We start from the raw sequence: 21,862 nt of genomic DNA on the forward strand, positions 1-21,862 counted from the left end.
GTTGCGCTAGCGCAGCAGCCAGCCGCGCAGCGCCGCGTAGCTGGGTGGCAGCAAAACACTGTGCTTAGGCTTCGCCAGTAGATAATGCAGGGAATCCGGCAGGTCGATTTTGCGGCCAATGAGCGGCTCAACTACTTCCGGGAATTTTACCGGGTGCGCCGTCGCCAGCAGGAAGCCCGCGGCGGCCGGGTGCTCGGCCAGGTATTTTTCCAGCGCAAAAAAAGCCACCGCGCCGTGCGGGTCGAGCAGATAGTGGTGCTCGGCCTCCACGCGCCGAATGGTGGCGCGGGTGTCGGCATCGCTTACCGTGTAGCCGCTCAGCAACTGGCTCAGGGCGGCGTGCTCATGCTTAAACAGCTCGAGAATCCGGATAAAATTGCTGGGGTGGCCAACGTCCATCGCGTTAGAGATAGTCGCGACGGCGGGCCGGGGTGTAAATATCGCAGTGCGCAGATATTCGGCCCCAGCATCGTTGGCATTGCAGGCCGCGATAAAGTGGCCCACCGGCAGCCCCGAGGCGTGGGCCAGCAGCCCGGCGCAAAGGTTGCCGAAGTTGCCGCTGGGCACTGCTACCACCGGGGGCGCGGCGGGCGGCCATTGCTGCATAGCAAAAAGATAATAGAGCTGCTGCGGCAGCCAGCGCGCCACATTAATTGAGTTGGCCGACGTGAGCGGGCGGCGACGGGTCAGCTCCTCATCCCGAAACGCCTGCTTTACCAGGTGCTGGCAGTCGTCGAAATTGCCCTGCACTTCGAGGGCCGTAATATTCTGGCCCAGGGTGGTGAGCTGCAGCTCCTGCAGCGGGCTCACCCGGCCCGCCGGGTAAAGAATAACCACCTCTACGCCCGGCACGCCCAAAAAGCCGTGCGCCACCGCCCCGCCCGTATCGCCAGAGGTGGCCACCAGCACCGTCACCGGCTTGGTTTCGCCCCGCGAAAAGTAGCCCAGGCAGCGGCTCATGAACCGCGCCCCCACGTCTTTAAACGCCAGCGTGGGGCCATGAAAAAGCTCCAGCGCCCCGATGCGCTCCGCCACTGGCACCAGCGGAAAGTCAAAATCGACCGTTTCGGCGCAGATGCGGCGCAGGTCGGCCTCCGGGATGGTAGCGCCTACGTAGGGCTGCATGACGGTGTAGGCAATGTCGGCCCGCGAGTGGGCCGGCAGGCTCTGCAGAAAGTCAGCCGAAAACCGCGGGATGGCTTCGGGGAAGTACAGGCCGCCGTCGGGAGCCTGCCCGGCAATGGTGGCCGTGCGAAAATCAACGGGCGGCGACTGGCGGCTAAGGCTATAGTACTGCATAATTTAATAATGTGGAGATGTGAAAATGTGCTGGATGTGAAAATTGAGGCGTTGGCTAAGCCTCAAGGGCAGCTGGGTTTTTGAGGTGCAGGTGTAGGTCAGCCACATTTTCACATTTACTATATTTCACATTTAAGCTACTACCCGCGCGCCCTGGCTGGCTATCGGCCCCACGTGCAGGTGGAAATCGATGCCCATTTTGCGGTACACGCTACCCAGCGCTTCGGCGGCGGCGTGGGCGGTAGCTTCGGTTTTATTCAGCATAAAAATGGACGGTCCCGAGCCCGAGATGCCGCCCCCCAGCGCGCCGGCGGCCAGCGCGCGCCGTTTGGCTTCGCCCAGGCCCGGCAGCAACGCGGCCCGCGCCGGCTCCACAATGTAGTCTTCGAGGGCCCGGCTAATCAGCTCACAATTAGTGGTTAAAAGACCAGCTACCAGGCCACCCACATTGGCCCACTGGCGCACGGCCAGCGCCAGGGGCACGGTAGCCGGCAGCACGGCGCGGGCCTCCTTGGTTTGCACCTCAAACTGCGGATGCACCACGGCCACCCACAGCGGCGGGGCCGGCAGGGCTACCACGTCGAGCGTGGGCAGCACGGCCCGCACCAGGGTAAAGCCACCATATATGGCAGGAGCTATATTATCGGCGTGGCGCACCCCCGACGCCACAGCTTCGCCGTACATGGCCAGGTCAATCAGCTCCGTGGGGCTGAATCGGTTGCCCAGCAAGGCATTGGCTGCCACTACCGCGCCCGCCGCGCTGGCCGCGCTGCTGCCAATGCCGCTGCCCGGCCGGATGCCCTTGGTAATCTCCACCTCAAAGCCCAGCGGCTCGGGCACGGCGCGCAGCAGCGCCAGCAGCGCCGCGCCGGCCACGTTGCGGCTGGGGTCGGTGGGCAGGTCGTAGTCGTCGAGGTGCCGGATGGTCAGGCCCGGCTGGTCGCGGCGCGTTAGGCGTACGGTGTCGTAGGGCGCGGTGAGGCACAGGCCCAGCACGTCGAAGCCGCAGCCGACGTTGGCAATGGTGGCGGGGGCGTGAACGGTGACGGAGGAGGGGAGGGGCATAAACTTATAGCGTGGACTCTGCGAGTCCGCGAGTAAACAATCAGACAATTGCTATGCAGCTAGTGCGGGAAACCGACTCACGCGCGGACTCCCATAGTCCACGCTACAGCCGTGCCGCGCGAATAATATCCGCAAACACCCCACTCGCCGTGACTTCCGCCCCGGCCCCCGCGCCCTTCACCACCAGCGGCTGCTCGGGGTAGCGGTCGGTGTAGAAAAGCACCACGTTGTCTTTGCCGCGCAGCTCGTAGAGGTCGTGGCCGGGCGCAATCTGCTGCAAGCCCACTGAGGCCTGGCCGTCGGCGTACTGGGCCACAAACTTGAGGCGCTTGCCCTGGCCGGCCGCCGCGTCGTAGAGGGCGCCGAAGTGCGCCTCGTGCACTGCCAGCTGCGCGTAGAAGGCTGCCACGTCGCCTTCGAGGCAGCTCGCGGGCAGGAAACTTTCGTTGGCTACATCGCTCATTTCCAGCGGCTGGCCGGCCTCGCGGGCCAGGATGAGGATTTTGCGGGCCACGTCCGAGCCATTGAGGTCGAGGCGCGGGTCGGGCTCGGTATAGCCTTCGGCCTGGGCCTGACGCACTACCTCGGCAAAGGGCCGGGTGCCATCGTAGTTATTAAATACGAAATTGAGCGTGCCCGAGAGCACGGCCTGCATCCGGCGCACCACGTCGCCGCTGCGGGTGAGGTCGCCGAGCGTGCCGATGACGGGCAGCGCCGCACCCACGTTGGTCTCGAACAGGTACCTGGTGTTGAAATCCTGGGCTAGCTGCTTGAGCTGGCGGTAGCTGGCATAGTCGGCCGAGGCGGCCACCTTATTACATGCCACCACGGCCACGCTTTTGGCCAGCAGCGGCGCGTACTGCCCGGCGGCAGCCGGGTTGGCCGTGACGTCGACGAATATAGAGTTTCTTAGATTTTTGTCAATAATGAGCTGCGTCAGCTCAGCCAGCGAGAGCTTAGCAGCTTTATCTAAATCTTCGGGCCAGGTGCGTAGGTCGAGGCCGCCCTCTTCGCTGACGAGGCAGTGGCGGCTGTTGGCAATGGCCACCACGCGCAGGTCGAGCGCCAGCTTGTCGCGCAGATACGCCTGCTGCTGCGCCAGCTGGGCCAGCAGCTTGCCGCCCACGTTGCCGGGGCCCAGGATGAACAGATTCACCTGCTTGTAGGTGGCTTCGAAAAACTCCTCGTGCAGCACATTGATGGCCTTGCGCACATCATCGGCCCGGATGACGGTCGAGATATTGCGCTCGCTCGCGCCCTGGGCAATGGCCCGGATATTGACCCCATTATGCCCCAGCGCGCTAAACAAGCGCCCGCTGATGCCGGGGTGGTTGCGCATATTGTCGCCCACCAGCGCCACGATGGCTAGTCCCGTTTCGGGCCGCAGCGGCTCCAGGCGGCCGGCCGAAATTTCGCCGGCAAACTCTTCATTTACTATTTCCCGGGCGGCCGGCACGTCGCCCTCACTCACGCCCACGCAGATGGAGTGCTCCGAAGAGCTTTGGGTGATGAGTACCACGTTGATGTAGGCGCGGGCCAGGGCCGCAAACAGCCGCGCCGAAAAGCCCGGCACGCCCACCATGCCGCTGCCTTCGAGGTTGAGCAAGGCCAAGTGGCCGATGCTCGACAGCCCGCGCACCACGCCGATGCTGCGCGGCGGGGCCACCTCCACCAGCGTGCCGTAATCCTGGGGCGCAAAGGTGTTTTTAATCCAAAGCGGAATGCCGCGCTGCCGCACGGGCTGCACCGTGGGCGCATACAGCACCTTGGCCCCGAAGTGCGATAGCTCCATTGCTTCTTCATAGCTGATGTGCGGAATAGGCCGCGCCGAGCGCACCAGCCGCGGGTCGGCGGTGAGCATACCGCTCACATCAGTCCATATTTCGAGGGTTGAGGCGCCCAGCGCCGCGGCCAGGAGGGCGGCCGTGTAGTCGGAGCCGCCCCGGCCCAGGGTAGTGGTGTGGCCCTCGGCATCAGCAGCAATAAAGCCGGGCGCTACCCACAGGCTGGCTGGGTTTTCCTGCTGAAAATACGTAACCTGGCGCCGGGTGATTTCTTCATCTACCTGCGCCGTGCCGAAGCGCGAGTTGGTGCGGATGAGCTGCCGGCTGTCGGCCCAGGCGGCGGATGTGCCGCGCGCCTGAAAAGCGGACACTACCAAGCGCGACGACAGCAGCTCGCCATAGCTCATCAGCCTATCCAGGGTGCGCGGCGACAGCTCGCCCAGGGCAAAAATGCCGTCGGCCAGCAGGGCCAGCTCGGTAAACTGCGCGGTGAGCCAGGGCTGAATAGCGGTCTGGGCCTCGGCGGTGGGTAGTAGCGCCTCGGCAGCGGTGAGGTGGCGGGTTTCGAGCTGGCGCAGCGTCTGGCGGAAGGTTTCATCGCCGGCGGCGGCGGTGCGGCCTGCGCTGATGAGGGCGTCGGTAGTGCCGCCCAGCGCCGACACAACCAGCACCACCGGCCCCTGGGCCAGCGCGCTCGTCACGATGGCAATCACTTTCCCAATGTTTTCGGCGGAGGCTACCGATGTGCCCCCAAACTTCAAAACTTGCATACTCAACAGGGGTCGAACGCGCGGCTGGCTGGCCGCTGGCTGCGCAGTAGGAGGGAGGCATAGGATGGGTGGGAAAGACAACCCCAGGCAGCGTAAAGAATTTGGCGCGGAACGCCGACCGCAAAGGACGTTGTTACCAAGCCGTATCTTTGCAAACTACTGACTATTTTTTCCGACCACAAAATGCTGGATAAACTCGAAGCCATCCGCGAGCGCTACGAAACCGTGAACCACGAGCTGATGCAGCCCGAGGTGATGAGCGACATGAAGCGCTTCAAGTCCCTTAATAAGGAGTACAAGGAACTGGGTAAAATTGTGACTGCGTACCGCGCCTACCAGCAGGTGCTCAGTAATATAGAAGGCGCCCGTCAGGTCGTGTCGACCGAAAAGGACGAGGACTTTCGGGAGATGGCCAAGGCTGAGCTCGACGAGCTGCTGCCCGAGGCCGACCGCATGGAGGTAGCTATCAAGGAATTGCTGATTCCGAAAGACCCCAACGATTCCAAAGACGTGATTATGGAAATCCGGGCCGGGGCCGGCGGCGACGAAGCCTCGCTCTTTGCCGGCGACCTGCAGCGCATGTACCTGCGCTTTGCCGAAAAGCAGGGCTGGAAAATGGAGCTGGTAGATGCCATGGAAGGCACGGCCGGCGGCTACAAGGAAATTGTGCTGGCCGTGAAGGGCGAAGATGTGTACGGCAAGCTCAAGTTTGAGAGCGGCGTGCACCGCGTACAGCGCGTGCCGGCCACCGAAACCCAGGGCCGCATCCACACTTCGGTCGCCTCCATCGTAGTAATGCCGGAGGCGGAGGAATTTGATATAGACCTGGATATGAATGATATCCGTAAGGACTTGTTTATGTCTTCCGGCCCCGGCGGTCAGTCGGTCAACACGACCTACTCGGCCGTGCGCCTCACGCACTTGCCGACCGGCATCGTGGCCCAGTGCCAGGACCAGAAATCGCAGCTCAAAAACTTTGATAAAGCGCTGGCCGTGCTGCGCTCGCGCATTTTCGAGATTGAGCTGGCTAAGAAAAACGAAGCCGAAGGCGCTATCCGCAAGAGTATGATTGGCGGCGGCGACCGCTCCGATAAAATCCGGACTTACAACTACCCGCAGGGCCGCGTGACCGACCACCGCATTGGCTACACCGTGCACAACCTGCCCAACGTGATGGATGGCAACATCGACGACTTTGTGGAGCAGCTGCGCCTGGCCGAAAGTGCCGAGCGCCTGAAAGTAGGCGTATCGTAAAAGCGAAAAGCCGTCTGTTAGTGCGAGCGCAGCGAAGCAATCGCCCCCGAACGAACGCCGCGCCCGTCGTTCGCTTAGCTTGTTCTGATGCGATTGCTTCGCTGCGCTCGTACTGACAGACGACTTTTCCGCGTTACCCTATCGTGCTTAAAATTCGCTACCTACTGCCCGTCTTCCTGCTGCTTAGCGGTATTGCCAGCCTGACTATCTCCGGCTGCAAGCCGCGCGAGGAAGAGCTGCAAACCACCGGCGGGCTGGCTTTTTCGGCCGATACGGTGAAGTTCGACACGGTTTTTACGACCATCCGCACGGTTACTAAACGCCTGTGGGTGTACAACCGCAACCCCAAAGCGGTAAACGTAGACCTGGTGAGCCTCGATAGCCCGGCCACTTCACCCTACACGCTCCTCATCAACGGCGACCTGAAGCAGACGGCTACCAACCTGTTTATTCGGGGCAACGATAGTCTGCTTATCCTAGTGCGGGCACTACTCAAGGATAACGGCCAGAACGGCCTGGCCAAAAACCTGGTGGTGCAGGAAAACCTGAACTTCCGCACCAACGGCCAGGACCAGCACGTGCTGCTGCGCTCATTCGGCCAGAATATCTACCTGCACCAGGATGCCGCGCTGCCCTGCGGTGAGGTGTGGACCAACGACCGGCCGCACGTACTCTATGGCCAGGTAGTGGTGCCGGCCGGCTGCACGCTGCGCATTAAGCCGGGCACGCGCGTCTATGCCCACGCCGGGGCCCGGCTGATTGTGCAAGGCACGCTGCTGGTAAATAGCACCGCCGACTACATGCCCGGTACCGGCCCCACCGACACGGTGAAGGCGACCAACGCCAACATCGTGCGCTTTATGGGCGACCGGAGCGGCGAAACGCAGTACGCCACCGCGCCCGGCCAGTGGACGGGCATTGAGTTTGACGCCAGCAGCCGGGGCAATGTCATTCGCTACGCCCTCATTCAGAATGCGACTTTTGGCGCTTTCCTGTATAATCCAACACCGCAGAGCCAGAGCTTCCGGCCCGATGTGACGATTCAGAATTCGGTTATCCGCTATATCTCCGGCGCGGGGGTAAGTGCGGCGGCGGCGGCCAGCAACCTGGGCCTGTCGGGCGCGGGCGTGCTGAGTGTATCGGGCGATGTGACGCTGGAAAATACGCTGTTGTCGGACTGCTACGAGTATGCCGTGCTCGGCTATGGGGCCAGCTCCATCGCGTTGAATTATTGCACGATAGCTAATTACCCGGCTGTGTCGGCAGTTCGCAAAACCGCCTCGCTGGCTTTTACCAACATGTCGCTGGATGGCACGGTAAAATATACCAATGGGCAAACACTTACCGTAGTTAACTCCATCGTGTGGGGCTCGATTGACGATGAGCTTTTTCTGGAAAACTATGCCGATTACAAAGCAGCGGTAACTATCAAAAACTCCCTGCTCAAAACCCAGCTTTACAAAGCCAGCACCGATGCTGCTAATGCGCCTGGTCTGGCCCAGACGGGGCTAGGTAATATCCTGAATAAGGACCCGATGTTTGTGAGAATCAATACGGTATCCAGCAACGACTATCGCCTGGGCATAAACTCTCCCGCCCTGGCCAGCAAAAATGCCGTGCCGCCGCTCATCCCCCGCGACTTGCTAAACCTGCCCCGCAACGCCAGCACGCCCGACCTGGGAGCCTACCGGGCTACCAAGTAAGCAGGCTAAATAGTGAGTATGAAATATATTCAAAAAAGACTACGCTTGCCGGCCGTGGCCGAAGGCTTTCACCTCATCACCGACCTGCTGCTGAGTGAGCTGCCCGAGCTGGAAGCTATGCGCGTGGGCACCGCTCATTTCTTTATTCAGCACACCTCGGCCAGTTTGTTCATCACCGAAAACGCCGACCCCACCGTGCGGCGCGATTTTCAGGAGTATTTTCGCCGCCTGGCCCCCGATAACGCGCCTTATTTTCAGCATACCCTCGAAGGCCCCGACGACATGACGGCCCATCTCAAAGCCGCCTTGCTGGGTAATTCGGTCACGGTGCCCATCGCCGACGGCCGGCTGCTGCTGGGCACCTGGCAGGGTGTGTGCCTGGGCGAGCACCGCCGCCACGGTGGCCGCCGCTGGGTGGTTGCCACGCTGCTGGGCGAGTAGCCCGCGCAGCCGTCGGGCGAGCCTCCCTAAGCAGCCCAAGGCGGGCGGTTAAAGCACCCGTGCCGCCGTCTGGTAGCGTAGGGTATCGAACAGCAGCAGCTTCTGCACGCCCTGGGCGCTGTACTGGCTCAGCTGACCATTTTGCAACGTCAGCCGCAGGTCTTTTTGCCCGAAAAACAGCGCGTTATCCTGCCGCAGCGTAGCCCGAATGGCCTGGGGCTGCCCGGCCTGGCTCGTTACGTCGAGGCGCAGCACGGGCGCGTTGTCGTGGCCCGGCCGCAGCTGGTAGCTATGACGCACCTCGCCACCCGGCAGGCGGGCCGAGTCGACGGCATACGCCCCGCGCAGGGCGGCTTTGTTGATGTCGGCCTGATAAAAAATCTGAAGCTCATCGGCCCATTTTACCTCAGGCACCTGCACGGTTTCGGTAGCGCCCCCGCGCAGGCTCACCTGCTTTTGTACGCCCCGGTGCTGGGTGGCCAGCTGCCTGGCCTGCGCATCGAGCAAGCCGCGCATATCAAAATAAGGCCCCTTCAAGTGGGCCGCTCCCGGCGCGGCTTCCTCAGTAGCCGTGGTGCCCTGGCCGCAGCCGGCCAGCACCAGCAAGCAGCCAGCAGCAAAAAAGAAGCTCGTTTTACAACTCATAGAAAGAAGTATCCCGCCGTGAAGACCGCCGCCAAACGCGGCGTTTCAACACGGCGGGATGCTGCGTAAAATAAAAAAGCCGCCCGTTTGTTACGGCCGCAATAAGCTCTGGCCGGTCATGTCAGCAGGCTGGGGCACCCCCATCAGCTCCAGAATGGTTGGGGCAATGTCACCGAGCTTGCCGCTGGCCAGGGTGCCGTGGTAGCTGTTATCGGCCAGAATGCAGGGTACCAGGTTGGTGGTGTGCGCCGTGTTGGGCGAGCCATCCTCGTTGCGCATAAACTCGGCATTGCCGTGGTCGGCAATCACGATAGTGGCGTAGCCGGCCGCCAGGGCGGCCTCTACCACATCATGCGCGCAGGCATCGGCCGTTTCCACGGCGCGTACCACGGCCTCAAACACGCCGGTGTGGCCCACCATATCGGGGTTGGCGAAGTTGATGACGATAAAATCGGCCGAGTTGGCTTGCAGCTCGGGCACCAGCGCGTCGCGCAGCTCGTAGGCGCTCATCTCGGGGGCGAGGTCGTAGGTCGCCACTTTGGGCGAGGCCCGCAGGATGCGCGTTTCGCCGGCGAACTCCTTTTCGCGGCCGCCCGAGAAAAAGAAGGTTACGTGCGGATACTTTTCCGTTTCGGCCATGCGAATCTGCGTTTTATGATGCGCCGCCAGCACTTCGCCCAGTGTGTTATCGAGGTTGTCTTTCTCAAAAATCGGCGTTACGCCCACAAACGTTGCATCGTAGCTCGTCATGGTGAGGTAATGCAGGTTCAGGCGGTGCATCTGGTAGGCGTTGAAATCCTGCTGCGTAAGCGCCTCCGTGATTTCGCGGCCCCGGTCGGTGCGGAAGTTAAAGCACAGCACCACGTCGCCCTCCTGAATGGTGGCCAGCGGCTGGCCGTCGGCCCCTATTTTCACGATTGGTTTCAGAAACTCATCCGTAACCCCTTCTTTATACTGCTCCTGAACGCTTTGAATCAGGTTTTGCGAAGGCGTGCCCACGCCGTTTACCAGCAGGTCGTAGGCGATTTTGACCCGCTCCCAGCGCTGGTCGCGGTCCATGGCGTAGTAGCGCCCCACAATAGACGCGATTTTAGCTCCCGTGCGCTCGTTGTACTGCTCCAGGTCGTTTACAAAGTGCACGCCGCTCTTGGGGTCGGTGTCGCGGCCATCGGTAAAGGCGTGCACAAATACCTTGTGCACATCGGCCTCGTGGGCAATAGTACACAGCGCCTTTACGTGCTCAATGTGCGAATGCACACCGCCATCCGACAGTAAGCCAATTAGATGCAGTGGCTTATTGTTGAGGCGGGCATAGTCCAGCGCTTCCTTAAGGGCGGGTATCTGGCCCAGCTTGCGCTCCCGAATGGCCTTGCCGATGCGCACCAGCTCCTGGTCTACCACGCGGCCCGCGCCAATGTTCATGTGGCCTACTTCGGAATTGCCCATCTGGCCTTCCGGCAGCCCCACGGCCTCGCCCGAGGCCTGCAGCGTGCTATGCGGAAAGCGCTGCAACAACTCGTGAAAATAAGGCGTCTGTGCCTTATCAACGGCCGAAACCTCCGCGTTCGGGGCGATGCCCCACCCATCCAGAATAACTAATAGCACCTGCTTGTTCATGCCAGCAAAAGTACGCCCCGCACCCTAATGCCTCTTCTTATCGTAGTAGGGCCGGCCAAGGCTTACAACTTCAGAATGTCTTCAAATTAGCTGCGGCTGGCATAGTTTTGGCTTATTGTTCACCAAGCGCCTCCGACCTGCTCGCGAAGCTTGTTTTTATGAAAATAATTTTTACAAAAGTATTTTTAGTTAGCTTCCTGTTTATGGCCTTTGTGCTGAGTGGCAAGGCGCAGGCGGCTGACCAGCTGCCCGCCGTGCGCTCGGCTATTGCCAGTGGCTCGTCGCGTAGCCTGGCGCAATACCTGGCCCCTTCCGTGGAAGTGGGCTTCGATGGCGACAAGCAGAGCTACAACGCCACGCAAACCGAATTGGTTATGAAGAATTTCTTCACCAAAAACCCGCCGGCCAGCTTCGATATTGTGCATCAGGGAGCCAGCAACGAAGGTATTCCCTACGCTATCGGCCACTACGTAGGCCGCAATGGCAACTATCAGGTGTTTATCAAGCTCAAGCCCAAGCAGAGCACGCCCACGATAGACACACTCGACTTCACCAAAGAATAATCGGGCTTTCCCCGGTTGCTGCTGGCAACCGGGGTTTTTTATGCGCCGGCCGGCCGGCGTACCTTTGCGGGGTGTCAGCTACTACCGCCCCTTACCTCACGTCCGAAGCACTCACCACGTTTATCCGCACGGCCCTGGCCGAGGATGTGGGCGATGGGGACCACTCGGCCCTGGCCGCCATTCCGGCCGAGGCCCGCAACCGCGCCAAGCTACTGGTGAAAGCCGAAGGCGTACTGGCCGGCGTGCAGCTCGCAGGGTTGATTTTTAAACAGGTAGATGCCGGCCTTACCCTCACCGTGCAGCTCGAAGATGGCGCGCGGGTACGCCACGGCGATATTGCCTTTACCGTGGAGGGCCCGGCCCGCAGTATTCTGACCGCTGAGCGCCTGGTGCTCAACTGTATGCAGCGAATGAGCGGCATTGCTACCTACACGGCAAACCTGACGGCGCAGCTGGCCGGCACCAAAGCGCGCCTGCTCGACACGCGCAAGACGACGCCCAACTTTCGTATCTGCGAGAAATGGGCTGTGCTCATTGGCGGCGGGGTCAACCACCGCTACGGGCTGTTCGACATGATAATGCTCAAGGATAACCACGTCGACTATGCGGGCGGCGTAGCCGCGGCCATTGCGGCCACGCACGACTACCTGCGGCGCACCGGCCGCCAACTGCCCATCGTAGTCGAAACCCGCACCCTGACCGAGGTAGAGCAGGCCTTGGCCGCTGGCGGCATCGACCGCATTATGCTCGATAACATGCCGCCCCCGGCCCTGCGGGAGGCCGTGGCGCTGGTAGCCGGCCGCCTGCCCCTCGAGGCCAGTGGCGGCATCACTGAGCAAACCATTGCCGAAGTAGCGGCTACGGGCGTCGATTATATCTCGGTAGGGGCGCTCACGCACTCGGCCAGCATCCTGGACCTGAGCCTGAAAGCCTATTAAGTTAATAATTAATTGCTTAATGGTTAATGCCTTGATATTCGACGTAGCTCTTGCCCATAATTGACCATTAGCCAATATTAAATTAACCAGTATATATGAATCAACCCAACCAACGCGGCGGTGGCAGCGGCTATCGCCAGCAACAGGCGCCGCAGTCTTTGCCCGGCACCATCAAGACCAAGAAATATCAATTTGACCCCAATACCTACACCCGGATTGCGATGGGCGAGGTGTGGCGCAAGCAGTGGTGGTATGCCCTTATTCCGTTTGCGCTGGGCGTGCTACCGGCGGCCATCTGGCATTCGTGGTGGTGGCTGCTGCTGGGCGTGGTGCTGGCCGCGCTGTTTGTGCTGGTGCGCTCGTCGCTGGTAACCGGCGTAACGCAGATGGAGCAAAGCAAGCCCTTGTTTGAGCGCATGAACTACGAGGCCGACCAGCGCCAGCTGATTCTGCGCCAGAGTGAGCAGCGGGCCATGGCGCTGCCCTGGGACCAGATTGGGCGGGTGCGCCGCGACCCGGATGCCTTTCTGCTCTATTTGAAGCCCGCCGCACCACCTGCCGAGCTGGCACCCTGGCGCCGCTGGATTGCCAGCACGTTTGACGTGCCGGTGTTTCTACATTTGCCGCTGCGTTTGTTCAACAACGACAACGACCGCAAGCTATTTGAGGCGCTGCTGCGCCGCAAAGGTCTGCTGGCTGATACCCCCAAGGCCTGATAACGACCGTATACAGGCCCTTCTGACGTTACAATCTTTAGTTTCCGTAAGAATTTTCCCCGTATGAAAAAGCTGCTTTCCTACCTGGCTCCCGCCGCTGCCGTTCTGCTACTTGCCTCGTGCAGCAGTGAGCCGTCTGACTGGCGCCCCGAGAATAAGGTATCGCTCGATATGGTTCCTCCCGGAACCCGCGTCAGCGACAACTTCGACCAGAATACGGCCTATGCGCCCAGCCAGGAAAAGGGCGCAGCCATCAGCCGCCCCGTTAGCTCGGGTACGGACCTCGAAAAGCAGGCTCCGCCGGCTCCTGGTGCTGCCATGACGGCCGATACCCAGGAAGGCACTGCCGTGAAAAAAGGTGGTAGCGAAGCTACCCGCCGAGCCGACCCAAGCTTTAATCCCAACCCCGGTGAGGGCCCGGCTAACGCTCCGGCGCAGTAAGCCAGTCAGGTGCTAAGCTAGTGCCGACGGTTGACATCAACCGACAGAAACTGTTGCAGCAATGTTGCGAATTAATTCGCAACATTGCTGCAACAGTTTCTGTTTAATGGCCCTATGTGGATTGCAGTACTTTTATTAGCGGCGACCGTATTGGTGGCTGGCGCAATGGTGAGCCTGGTGCCCGCCGTGCGCACCGGGCAGTGGGTTAAGCCGCTGCTGGCATTTAGCGGGGCCTATCTGTTCACGCTCACCATCACGCATTTGCTGCCTGAGGCCCTGACGCTGCTGCCCGAGGCGCCGCAGCGCGTAGGCTACTGGGTGCTGGCGGGTTTTTTTGGCCAGCTGCTGCTGGAAGTGCTTTCACAGGGCATCGAGCACGGCCACGTACATGCGCCGGATGCCACGGAACGGGGCCGCGTGCCGCTGCTGCTGGTGCTGGCACTGGTGGTGCACTCCCTGCTGGAGGGCAGCATTCTGGTGCGTGGGGCTGGCAGCGGCGAAGTAGGGCAGCACTTTTACGCGCTGGTGCTGGGCATTGCGCTGCACCACGTGCCGGCGGCGGTGGCCCTGGCTACGCTGCTACGCCTGCGCCTGGGCTCGCTCCGGCGGGCCTGGCCGTGGCTGCTGGTGTTTGCGCTGGCCTCGCCCGCCGGGCTGGTATTCAGCAATTATATAGTGCTTCAGCAATTGCTGGGCAGTGGTATTTATGCAGCGCTGCTGGGCTTCGTAGCCGGCACGTTTCTGCACGTTTCGACCACAATCCTGTTTGAAACCAGCCCCGAGCACCGCCTCAACTGGCCCAAGCTAGGCGCTACGCTGGGCGGCCTGCTGCTCGCGCTGGCGGTGAGCGCCACGTAACAAATCTGCGCTGCTGCATGGGGTTGATTTGCGGTAAAAGCCGGTATATTCGCTGATGACAAGCAATATAGAGCGGTTTCCAAGTCAGCGGACGAGGCGGACTGGCCACTATTACAATTCCTCTATTGGCCCCAGGCCGCGCAGGAAATGCTCCAGCTCGCGGGCGCGGGCGGTTTCGCGGGCCAGGGCTGCCTGCAGGCCCAACACACGCTGGCGCATGAGCAGCACCAGGTCGATGGCTTCGGGAGCCAGGCCCAGGCCGTGGTGCAGGCGCGCCAGCCGGGGCAGCAGTTCGTCGGGCTCCTCTACTTCGAGGGTATCGGGGGCTGGGGCCGGGCGCAGCAGGCCCAGTTCCACGAACTGGTGCAGCTCGGCGCGGCCCAGGCCATAGCGAGTGTCACATTCCTGATAAGTAAGGAGCAAAACGCGGGTTTCCATAGAGTTGCTAAGTGTCGGTGGCTGATTGTCAGAATGCCTTCTGTGAATAAATTAGTCCGAATATATATAGTAAAATTATTCTATAGAACGCAGCTTGGCCAGCTGCTGAATAAGCGCCCGCTCCTCGTCGGTGAGATTAGTGGGCAGCTGCACGTTCAGGCGCAGGTAGAGGTCGCCAAACTTGCCGGCCTCGCGGTATACCGGAAAGCCTTTGCCGCGCAGGCGCAGGCGGCTGCCGTTGGCCGTTTCGGGCTTAAGCTTGATTTTGACTGGTCCACCAAGCGTCTCAACCGTTTGCTCACCGCCGAGCAGGGCCCGGTAAAGCGGCACGGGCACATCCTGGGTAAGGTCGTCGCCGGTGCGGGCATAGTGGGCATCGGGAGCAATCCGAAAGGTGATTAGCAGGGAGCCATTGGGGCCGCCATTGCGGCCGGGGGCTCCCTGGTCGCGCAGCCGGATGGTTTGCCCATCGGCCACGCCCGGCTGAATGGTAAGGCGCAGATTGCGCCCGTTAACGGTAATCGTCCGCGGCCCGCCCGCGTAGGCCTCGGCCAGCGTCAGCTCCAGCTCGGCCTGGTAGTCGGAGCCCGCGCCGGGCCGGCTGCTGCGCCCCCCCGCGCCACCCATACCGCCAAACAGCGAGCTGAAGAAATCAGAAAAATCTTCGCCCTCGCCCCCAAACTGGCTGCCAGCGAAGCCCCCGGCCCCGCCACCCGCCGCATACTGGTTCCAGTCGAAGCCGCCGGTGCCCTGGCCGCGCCCGCCGCCCGCCTGCTGGTAACGTTGGTAGGCGGCCCCCAACTGGTCATACTTCTGGCGCTTTTCGGGGTCCGAAAGCACCTCGTTGGCTTCATTGGCTTCTTTAAACTTTTGCTCGGCCGTGGCATCGTTCGGGTTCACATCGGGATGATACTGCCGGGCCAGCTTGCGGTAGGCTTTTTTAATCTGCTCGGTCGTTGCGGTTTTGTCAACGCCCAATACTTTGTAATAATCTTTATAGTCCATTTTATAGAAAAAGCAAGGTCAGGACAAGATGCGTGGCCGCTGCCTTAGTTGAACGTAGGCGAGGCTGCTTGTGTTGGGACTCGCAAAAGTGTGGGGTGTGGAGTAAATTTGCATTTTGCAAATAGCCAGCATCTTTTCAGTATTCTGGTAAAAGCCAGCCGCAACCAAAAAACGTACTTAGCTGCTGCGTTGCATAACATGGCACTTTTCCTGTTTGCCCGCGCACACTGCCTTTTTCTCCTACAATACTTTTTAAATCCGATGAAAGTAGTTACGCAAGTCCTGCTGCTTGGTGGTGCGCTGTTGCTGGCTCGTGCGGGCCAGGCCCAGACGCAGCCTGCCCCGGCAGCCTCCACTGCTACGCCTGCCCCGGCCGCGCCCGCCGCGCCAGATACCGACCCCTTGCGCCGCGCAGTAGCGCCGCGCCGGGTGGTAGCGCCGCGCCATACGGGCGCTGCGCCCACTGCCCGCCCCAAAACGAGCGGAGTAATGGCCAAGGATGGCCTCACCATGCAGAATGGCCAGGTTATTCTGACGGAACTGGGCCGCACCGCGCCCATTGAGCAGGACAAGCGCTTGGTGAATGGTACCCTGATTACTACTAAAGGTCAGATTACCAATGTGGAAGGCGTAACCTCGCAAATGGCCGAAGGCGACTACGTGTCGCTCACCGGCCGCCTCACCAGCAAGCGCGAGATGGTGGAAGCCGACAGCGTGCGCAAGCTCGTGGCCTACGACCTGAAGCACCCCGGCAAGCGCAAGGAGCTGGAAAAAGCCCGTGAAAAAGTAGAGAAAGAGCGCGAAAAAGCCGAAAAGGAAGCTGCTAAAGCCAAAGCAAAAGCCGGTCACTAAGGTCGCCGGGTGTAGCTCAGCAGCACTTCCAGGCCGGCGGCGTCGTCGGTGGCCTCCACTACTTCGTCGATGACGAATTGCACCTCGGCTTCGGTCCAGCCTTCGTCCTCGGCGGCGTGCACAAAGCTGTTGAGGGCGGTAAAGCGGTTGGCCCCGACCGGCGGAGCCCAAATTAGCTGCTTGCGAATATTCATGCTGCGAAGATGGCACCCAGCGGCCCCTGCCACCCGGCAGGGGCCGTTTTTATTTGATAGTAATTATATATGATAAATAAATTATTTGCTGCGCGCCACCGGGCCCATGCGCAGCACTTTGAGCTTCACGGGTACCACGCCGGCGTCGATGAGGTCGAGCTTGCGGGCCGCGCGCTTCGATACGTCCACGATACGGCCTTTGGCATGCGGCCCGCGGTCGGTGACGACCACTTTCACCGAATGGCCGTTGCGCACATTCGTTACCCTTATTTTGGTGCCGAAGGGCAGGGTGTTGTGAGCGGCGGTGAGCTTGCCCGGCCGGTAGGGCGCGCCGCTGGCCGTAGCCCGGCCCGCGAACTTATCGGCGTAGTACGAGCCCTCACCGGTTTGGGTAAAGGCCGATTTGCTGCTGCCGCAGCCGGAAATCCCTAGCAATAAGATGCTAAAGGCGAGAAGTTTGCCTGAAAGCATGCGAAAGGGAGAAAGCATAATTATATCCTTCATGCAGACTTCACTTGAGGAATGAAAATAAAAGCTCATCTTTGAGGCGAAACCAAGTTTTCACCTTTTTTCTTTCCCCCCTATTATGAACAATACGTTGAAACTCGCTGCTGGCCTCGCGCTGTCGGGTCTTTTTTTCTCTGCTCATGCCCAGACTACGCCTGCTCCGGCTGCCCAGACTGCGCCTGCAGCTGACAGCAAGATGGCCGACACCAAAATGCACGGCAAGATGAAGGAAGGCAAAATGCACGGCAAGATGCAGAAAACTAAGATGACCGACGAGAAGACGAAGACCAAAATGTAGGTTTTAGGCTAGCGCCTTACTAATTCGGCCGCCCGGTTCAGCAGCTTGCGAAAGCTGTTGGGCCGGGCGGCTTTTTTGGCGGGTGGCGGGGCGGGCGGAGCAATGCGCAGCGCCTCCAGCGCCGCGTAGCTACCCTGAAACACGTTGAAATCGACGGTGCCGCGAATACCGGGCACGTAGGCCTCATCGGAGTGCTGCCAGATAATCCAGCGCTCGGACGGGAGTGCGGGGCGCTCAACCTCGTAGTGGGCCAGCCACAGCGGGTAATCGTCGAAATGCCCGGCCAGGTAGCGCCGGTAAAAGGCGTAGTTGGAGTACAGGATGGGCTTCACTTTATAATGCGCCTCAACCGCTTCCAGCCATTGGCGTATCTCGCTGCGCAGCTCGGCCACGTCGTGAAAGCGGGGCGCCTCCACATCGAGTACGGGCGGCAGGTCGCCGGGCCGCAGCGGAACCGTGTCAATAAATAAATCGGCCTGCTCGCCGCCGTCGCGGTTGGGCTGAAAATAATGATACGCGCCGCTCAGAATGCCCGCCGCCCGTGCCTCGCGCCAGTTGCGGGCAAAGCGGGCATCGCGGAGCGTGGCCCCCTCGGTGGCTTTAATAAACGCAAACCGCACCTGCTGCTGCGCCACCCTGGGCCAGTCGATATGCCCCTGATAGGCCGATACGTCAATCCCGTGCACCGAATAGCCCGCCAGCAGCGGAGTGCTTTCGTGGCCGGTGAGGTAGCGCATGGTGAGCGTGGCCCAGGCCCGGCGGGCGTAGCGGTTTAGCTGCCGCTGATGGCGCAGATAGTAGGCGCTGCTGCCCAGCAGCCCCAGCAGCAGCCCCGCCAGCACCCAGCGACGCCAGGGCCGGCGCGGGGCCGGCCGCGGCACCAGGGCCGGGGCAGCAAGCAGGGGAGAACCAGGGTCGGGCATGGGCAGCGAGCCAAAAATAACGTACGCCGGCCGGCTGCGCGTATGCCGGCGGGTGCCGTAGCTTGCAGCCGCAATGCCAACCGGTGGCCTGCTGGTTCCCCTTAGCTGCTATTCCTATGCCCGATGCCCGCGATGCTAACGGCCACCTTATCCGCGAGTTGCACGGCGTAACGCTGGCCGTTATCCTCGACTATCTGGTAGCCCACTACGGCTTTCCGGGCCTCGACGAGCGCCTGCGACTAAACTGCTTTGCCGTTAATCCGAGCGTGAAGTCGAGCCTGACTTTCCTGCGCCGTACGCCCTGGGCGCGGGCCAAAGTGGAGGATTTGTACATCCGCCTGCGCACCGCCGAAGTGCTGAACCGGCCGTTACCCTAGGTTTTCGCCCATTCTATATTCTGTCTGGCCTATGGCTGAGCTGCGCGAAAAATCCGGCCCCCTGGCGTTGCTGGTTGGCTTTGCCAGCTTCCTTATCTTCGAAACGGCGGCGTTTCAGCTGCTGAAATTCCTCACATCCGGGCTGGGCGAGGCCGACCAGTATCAGCCCGAAAATACCATCGTCAGCAACTGGGTGAAAACGGTGGCTTTTCTGGTACTGCACCTGGCAGTGGTTATCGCGGCGGTGCTGGTGCTCAGCAATAAGCTGCCGCGTCGCTACCGCGGCCAGGTAATGGGCTGGTTTTATCTGAGCCTGCTGGTTGGGTTCGGGCTGCTTATTCCGCTGTTTTACTGACGTTTATTAATATTAATATATTAAAAATGTTATTTATAATTTTATAAATTATTTTAACATACCCAAGTTGTTAAGGAGGTCGAATTGGGTTTTTAATATCTTGTTTGGTGAATATTAGTCTTGCCTGGCATAAAAAAGCCTCTGCTCATCGCAGAGGCTTTTTCGTAGAAAAACCAACGGGCGCCGGTCGGTCCCGGCGTTATAGACGGGGAGGAGTGGCCGGTCGGCCCCGGCCGTATCAACGCGCCAGGCGGCCTTAGCTGCCCGGCTGAATGTCAATCTCCCGGCTGGTGGCATCCCGGAACGGGATGGCCACGCGCAGCTCGCCGTTTTCGTGGCTGGCATTGATGCTGGCCAGGTCGAGATTGCGGGGCAAGTCGAGGGTTTGCACGAAGAGTGGGGCGGCCAGCCGGTCTTCGGGACCATGCTTATACTCGCCATACACGGTAAGCTGACTGTCTTTTAGTACGACGTGAAAGCTCTCGGCCGGCACGCTGGGCATGGCTACGTGCAGCACCACGCCTTTGGGCCGCTTGTTTACGTGCAGCTTGGGCTGCGCCACGCCGCCGCCGATGGTATTGAGCAAGTCGAGCTGAGGGGCGATAGTACGGATAAATTCGCGGCTGATAAGTTTCATAACGGGCAGCCTTATTAGGTGGCTTCGGCCTGACTAACTCAAACCCCGTACCAGCTTCTAAAACGGGCTAACTCCGCTGCTGTTCAGTCGATATGGCTACTTTTTACGCAGTAGGTTAGCCTGCCTCTGCCACGCTGGCCGAAAAGCCGCCTAAGTGGCAGGGTAGGTGGCATGCCGAGTACTTTCGGAACTGCTAAAACCGGCTCGTCAGGCCAAAATGAATCTTGGAGCTGGCGAGTGAGAAGCCGGTGTTGAGAAAGCCGGACCGCCCCACCGAGTACACAAACTGGAAGAGCCCGGCCGCCGTACGAAAGCTCAGGCCCGCGCCGAGGCCGGTTGGGGTATCGGGGGTGTGAGCGCCCAGGGTCGTTGCCTGGTAGCTGTAGGCTTGCAGCAGCGCCTGGTCGGCAAAAACGAATACGTAGCCCTCGGGGCCGGTAAATTGCCGAAGCTCGACCGTGCCCACGCCATAAGCATTGGTATAGAATTGGTTTTCGCTAAAGCCCCTGAGCGAGTTGAGGCCGCCCAGCCGGAAGAGGTCGTTGAGAAAAAGCTGCTGATTGAACAAGCCCTCGCCCCGCAGGCGCACCAGCAGCACGGCCTGGCGGCTCAGGGCCCAGTAGTGCTCGGCCCGTGCCCCAAAGCTGTACTGGGTCGAGCGCAGGGCCAGGCCATTATATAGGCTTTCGCTAATAGACGCGTTGCGGCGCACGGTTTTGGTGCCTACGCCGCCCTGCGCGCTAAAAAACAGGCCCCGATGCGGAAAATACAGGTCGTCGAGGTTGGCCCGCGAGTAGCCAATGCCATAAGAGTTATAGCCGGAGTCGACGTAAGTGGGCAGCACGTTCTGGTTATTGATAGCAACATAGCCCAGGCTGTCGAGCAGCAGGCGCGAGCTTTGCTGCTCGGCATAGAAGGAGAGTCGCCCGGCCCGCGCCGTGGGGTAGCTCACCTGCACGCGCGGCTTAATAGTGAGGTAGTTGCCGGTTTGCTTATAGAGATTAAAGGTGCCGCCGACTTCCAGCGGCGTACCAAAAATATTGGGGTGCAGGTAGCTGGCATCGAGCAGCTGCGAGAGGGCATCGGTTTTGCGCCATTGCAAAGCTACCTGCTTGCCGCCGCCCCGCATATTGCGCAGGGCAATGGTTACGTCGCCCGTAAACTGCACCCCACTGGTACCGTCGGTATTGGGCAGCAGGCCCACAATGGCATCAAACTGGCTCGACGAGCGCTCGTCGAGCAGCAGATATACCCGGGCGCGGTTGCGGGCAAAGCGCACTTCGGGCTCGGCGCGCAGGCGCACGTAGGGCAGCTGGCGCAGCAGGGCACTGATAGCGTCTACCCGCTGCTGGCTGTAGGGCGTGGCGGGTGGTATCTGCAGGTACTGCGTCAGAAACCGCTTCTTGGTTTTGCTGGTGCCAATGACTTGCAGGGAATCGAAATACACCACCGGCCCGCGCTTGAGCACCACCCGCCCGGCAATGTCATGCCCGCTGAAACGCACCGAATCCAGCCCCACCGTGGCAAACGGGTAGCCCTGGTTTTCGGCCTCCGTCAGCACCCGCTCCTGCAAGGCTACCCAATCGGCTGGCCGCCAGGGCGTGCGGCGAAAAAACTTTTCGCGGTAGCCGGCGCGGGTCAGCAGACCATCGCCGAGGTTGCCGTTGTGCAGGTAGGCCCAGCGAAACTGCTCGCCCACGTAGAGGCGCACGCGCACCGTGTCGCGGCCCCAGCGGATGTTGTCGGCCGAGGCGGTGAGATAGGCATCGGCCTGCAGGGCCAGCACCAGCTCGCGCACCGTGCGCAGGGCGGTGAGCGAGTCGGGCACCGTGGCCCGCGGGTGCAGGTGGCGCACGAGCGCCCGCCCGGCCGGCTCGGCTTCAATTTTGAGCACGCGCACATTGCCTGGGCGGCGCGTAGCGGCTGGCGCGGCCGGCGGAGCCGCAGGGGGCAGTGGGGGCGAGGCCAGCGGGGGCACATTGGGCACAGCTACGCCAGGCGCGCCGGCCGGCGTCTGAGCCCCCAGCGGCCCGGCACCCAGCGCCAGCCAGCAGCACCAGCAAAGAAGGGTAGCGAGTCGGGCCATCGTCGAAAAGCAAACGCACCGGCCCGATTTTAATTTCAGAAGCCCGATTTTTGTTGAATCATGGGCGGGCGACGGTTGTTGCCCCGCAAAAGTCGC

At 61.1% G+C, this 21,862-nt stretch carries 24 protein-coding genes; 12 read left to right on the plus strand and 12 right to left on the minus strand.

The annotated features are described in order from the left end of the window. Positions 1–6: 6 nt before the first annotated feature. The 3 genes from thrC to thrA all read right to left on the minus strand — a co-directional run bounded on the left by thrC (position 7) and on the right by thrA (position 4,918). Entirely contained in the window at positions 7–1,299 is a 1,293-nt protein-coding gene (gene thrC, locus F6X24_RS06065) for a threonine synthase (protein ID WP_151087152.1), read from the minus strand. A gap of 132 nt (positions 1,300–1,431) precedes the next feature. Beyond that, positions 1,432–2,364, minus strand: coding sequence for a homoserine kinase (locus F6X24_RS06070; RefSeq protein ID WP_151087153.1), 933 nt, complete (start codon positions 2,362–2,364; stop codon positions 1,432–1,434). A 103-nt stretch (positions 2,365–2,467) separates the two neighbouring features. Continuing rightward, the gene (thrA, locus tag F6X24_RS06075) at positions 2,468–4,918 is read right to left on the minus strand and encodes a bifunctional aspartate kinase/homoserine dehydrogenase I (RefSeq protein WP_151087154.1); all 2,451 of its coding nucleotides are present in this window, start codon (positions 4,916–4,918) and stop codon (positions 2,468–2,470) included. Between the two features lie 183 nt (positions 4,919–5,101). On the opposite strand from thrA, the gene prfA reads away from it, so the two are divergent. The 3 genes from prfA to F6X24_RS06090 all read left to right on the plus strand — a co-directional run bounded on the left by prfA (position 5,102) and on the right by F6X24_RS06090 (position 8,316). Beyond that, complete coding sequence (gene prfA, locus F6X24_RS06080) at positions 5,102–6,172, plus strand: peptide chain release factor 1 (protein WP_151087155.1); 1,071 nt, start codon at positions 5,102–5,104, stop codon at positions 6,170–6,172. Positions 6,173–6,315: 143 nt separating this feature from the next. After that, entirely contained in the window at positions 6,316–7,875 is a 1,560-nt protein-coding gene (locus F6X24_RS06085) for a hypothetical protein (RefSeq protein ID WP_151087156.1), read from the plus strand. An 18-nt stretch (positions 7,876–7,893) separates the two neighbouring features. Beyond that, entirely contained in the window at positions 7,894–8,316 is a 423-nt protein-coding gene (locus tag F6X24_RS06090) for a secondary thiamine-phosphate synthase enzyme YjbQ (RefSeq protein WP_151087157.1), read from the plus strand. A gap of 48 nt (positions 8,317–8,364) precedes the next feature. Here F6X24_RS06090 and F6X24_RS06095 read toward each other — a convergent pair whose 3' ends face one another. Next, positions 8,365–8,961 (minus strand): hypothetical protein, encoded by a 597-nt coding sequence (locus F6X24_RS06095; protein ID WP_151087158.1) that lies wholly within the window; start codon positions 8,959–8,961, stop codon positions 8,365–8,367. Between the two features lie 90 nt (positions 8,962–9,051). Beyond that, complete coding sequence (gene gpmI / locus F6X24_RS06100) at positions 9,052–10,578, minus strand: 2,3-bisphosphoglycerate-independent phosphoglycerate mutase (RefSeq protein WP_151087159.1); 1,527 nt, start codon at positions 10,576–10,578, stop codon at positions 9,052–9,054. A gap of 158 nt (positions 10,579–10,736) precedes the next feature. Between gpmI and F6X24_RS06105 the strand changes: the two genes are divergently transcribed. The 5 genes from F6X24_RS06105 to F6X24_RS06125 all read left to right on the plus strand — a co-directional run bounded on the left by F6X24_RS06105 (position 10,737) and on the right by F6X24_RS06125 (position 14,094). Then, entirely contained in the window at positions 10,737–11,141 is a 405-nt protein-coding gene (locus tag F6X24_RS06105; RefSeq protein WP_151087160.1) for a DUF4783 domain-containing protein, read from the plus strand. 71 nt (positions 11,142–11,212) lie between these two features. Further along, positions 11,213–12,079 carry a carboxylating nicotinate-nucleotide diphosphorylase gene (nadC, locus tag F6X24_RS06110; RefSeq protein ID WP_151087161.1) on the plus strand — a complete coding sequence of 289 codons (867 nt, stop codon included), beginning with the start codon at positions 11,213–11,215 and terminating at the stop codon, positions 12,077–12,079. 95 nt (positions 12,080–12,174) lie between these two features. Next, the gene (locus F6X24_RS06115; RefSeq protein ID WP_151087162.1) at positions 12,175–12,795 is read left to right on the plus strand and encodes a YcxB family protein; all 621 of its coding nucleotides are present in this window, start codon (positions 12,175–12,177) and stop codon (positions 12,793–12,795) included. A gap of 63 nt (positions 12,796–12,858) precedes the next feature. Further along, positions 12,859–13,236 (plus strand): hypothetical protein, encoded by a 378-nt coding sequence (locus F6X24_RS06120; RefSeq protein ID WP_151087163.1) that lies wholly within the window; start codon positions 12,859–12,861, stop codon positions 13,234–13,236. Positions 13,237–13,350: 114 nt separating this feature from the next. Then, positions 13,351–14,094: a ZIP family metal transporter gene (locus F6X24_RS06125; protein ID WP_151087164.1), complete on the plus strand. Its 744-nt coding sequence runs from the start codon at positions 13,351–13,353 to the stop codon at positions 14,092–14,094. A gap of 111 nt (positions 14,095–14,205) precedes the next feature. On the opposite strand, the gene F6X24_RS06130 is transcribed toward F6X24_RS06125, so the two are convergent. Then, positions 14,206–14,532 carry a hypothetical protein gene (locus F6X24_RS06130; protein ID WP_151087165.1) on the minus strand — a complete coding sequence of 109 codons (327 nt, stop codon included), beginning with the start codon at positions 14,530–14,532 and terminating at the stop codon, positions 14,206–14,208. Positions 14,533–14,607: 75 nt separating this feature from the next. Continuing rightward, complete coding sequence (locus tag F6X24_RS06135; protein WP_151087166.1) at positions 14,608–15,537, minus strand: DnaJ C-terminal domain-containing protein; 930 nt, start codon at positions 15,535–15,537, stop codon at positions 14,608–14,610. A gap of 261 nt (positions 15,538–15,798) precedes the next feature. Between F6X24_RS06135 and F6X24_RS06140 the strand changes: the two genes are divergently transcribed. Next, entirely contained in the window at positions 15,799–16,389 is a 591-nt protein-coding gene (locus F6X24_RS06140; protein WP_151087167.1) for a DUF6799 domain-containing protein, read from the plus strand. Here the strand turns inward: F6X24_RS06140 and F6X24_RS06145 are convergent. Then, positions 16,386–16,583, minus strand: a complete 198-nt coding sequence (locus F6X24_RS06145; protein ID WP_151087168.1) for a hypothetical protein — start codon at positions 16,581–16,583, stop codon at positions 16,386–16,388. The genes F6X24_RS06140 and F6X24_RS06145 overlap by 4 nt on opposite strands. Positions 16,584–16,664: 81 nt before the next feature. Then, positions 16,665–17,072, minus strand: a complete 408-nt coding sequence (locus F6X24_RS06150) for a septal ring lytic transglycosylase RlpA family protein (protein ID WP_229725391.1) — start codon at positions 17,070–17,072, stop codon at positions 16,665–16,667. A 97-nt stretch (positions 17,073–17,169) separates the two neighbouring features. Here F6X24_RS06150 and F6X24_RS06155 point away from each other — a divergent pair, with 97 nt between their 5' ends. Then, entirely contained in the window at positions 17,170–17,388 is a 219-nt protein-coding gene (locus tag F6X24_RS06155; protein ID WP_151087169.1) for a hypothetical protein, read from the plus strand. Positions 17,389–17,396: 8 nt separating this feature from the next. On the opposite strand, the gene F6X24_RS06160 is transcribed toward F6X24_RS06155, so the two are convergent. Continuing rightward, positions 17,397–18,311, minus strand: coding sequence for a glycoside hydrolase family 25 protein (locus F6X24_RS06160; protein ID WP_151087170.1), 915 nt, complete (start codon positions 18,309–18,311; stop codon positions 17,397–17,399). Between the two features lie 116 nt (positions 18,312–18,427). Between F6X24_RS06160 and F6X24_RS06165 the strand changes: the two genes are divergently transcribed. Together F6X24_RS06165 and F6X24_RS06170 are read left to right on the plus strand one after the other, a co-directional pair. Beyond that, positions 18,428–18,688: a VF530 family protein gene (locus tag F6X24_RS06165; RefSeq protein WP_151087171.1), complete on the plus strand. Its 261-nt coding sequence runs from the start codon at positions 18,428–18,430 to the stop codon at positions 18,686–18,688. Positions 18,689–18,719: 31 nt separating this feature from the next. Beyond that, the gene (locus tag F6X24_RS06170) at positions 18,720–19,043 is read left to right on the plus strand and encodes a hypothetical protein (protein ID WP_151087172.1); all 324 of its coding nucleotides are present in this window, start codon (positions 18,720–18,722) and stop codon (positions 19,041–19,043) included. Between the two features lie 256 nt (positions 19,044–19,299). Here F6X24_RS06170 and F6X24_RS06175 read toward each other — a convergent pair whose 3' ends face one another. Together F6X24_RS06175 and F6X24_RS06180 are read right to left on the minus strand one after the other, a co-directional pair. Next, a complete protein-coding gene (locus tag F6X24_RS06175) occupies positions 19,300–19,680 on the minus strand; it encodes an Hsp20/alpha crystallin family protein (RefSeq protein WP_151087173.1) in 381 nt (126 codons plus the stop codon). 193 nt (positions 19,681–19,873) lie between these two features. Then, positions 19,874–21,766 (minus strand): BamA/TamA family outer membrane protein, encoded by a 1,893-nt coding sequence (locus tag F6X24_RS06180; RefSeq protein WP_191906479.1) that lies wholly within the window; start codon positions 21,764–21,766, stop codon positions 19,874–19,876. Positions 21,767–21,862 lie beyond the last annotated feature (96 nt).

Source organism: Hymenobacter baengnokdamensis, from assembly GCF_008728635.1.
In the GTDB taxonomy this organism is placed as follows: Bacteria; Bacteroidota; Bacteroidia; order Cytophagales; family Hymenobacteraceae; genus Hymenobacter; species Hymenobacter baengnokdamensis.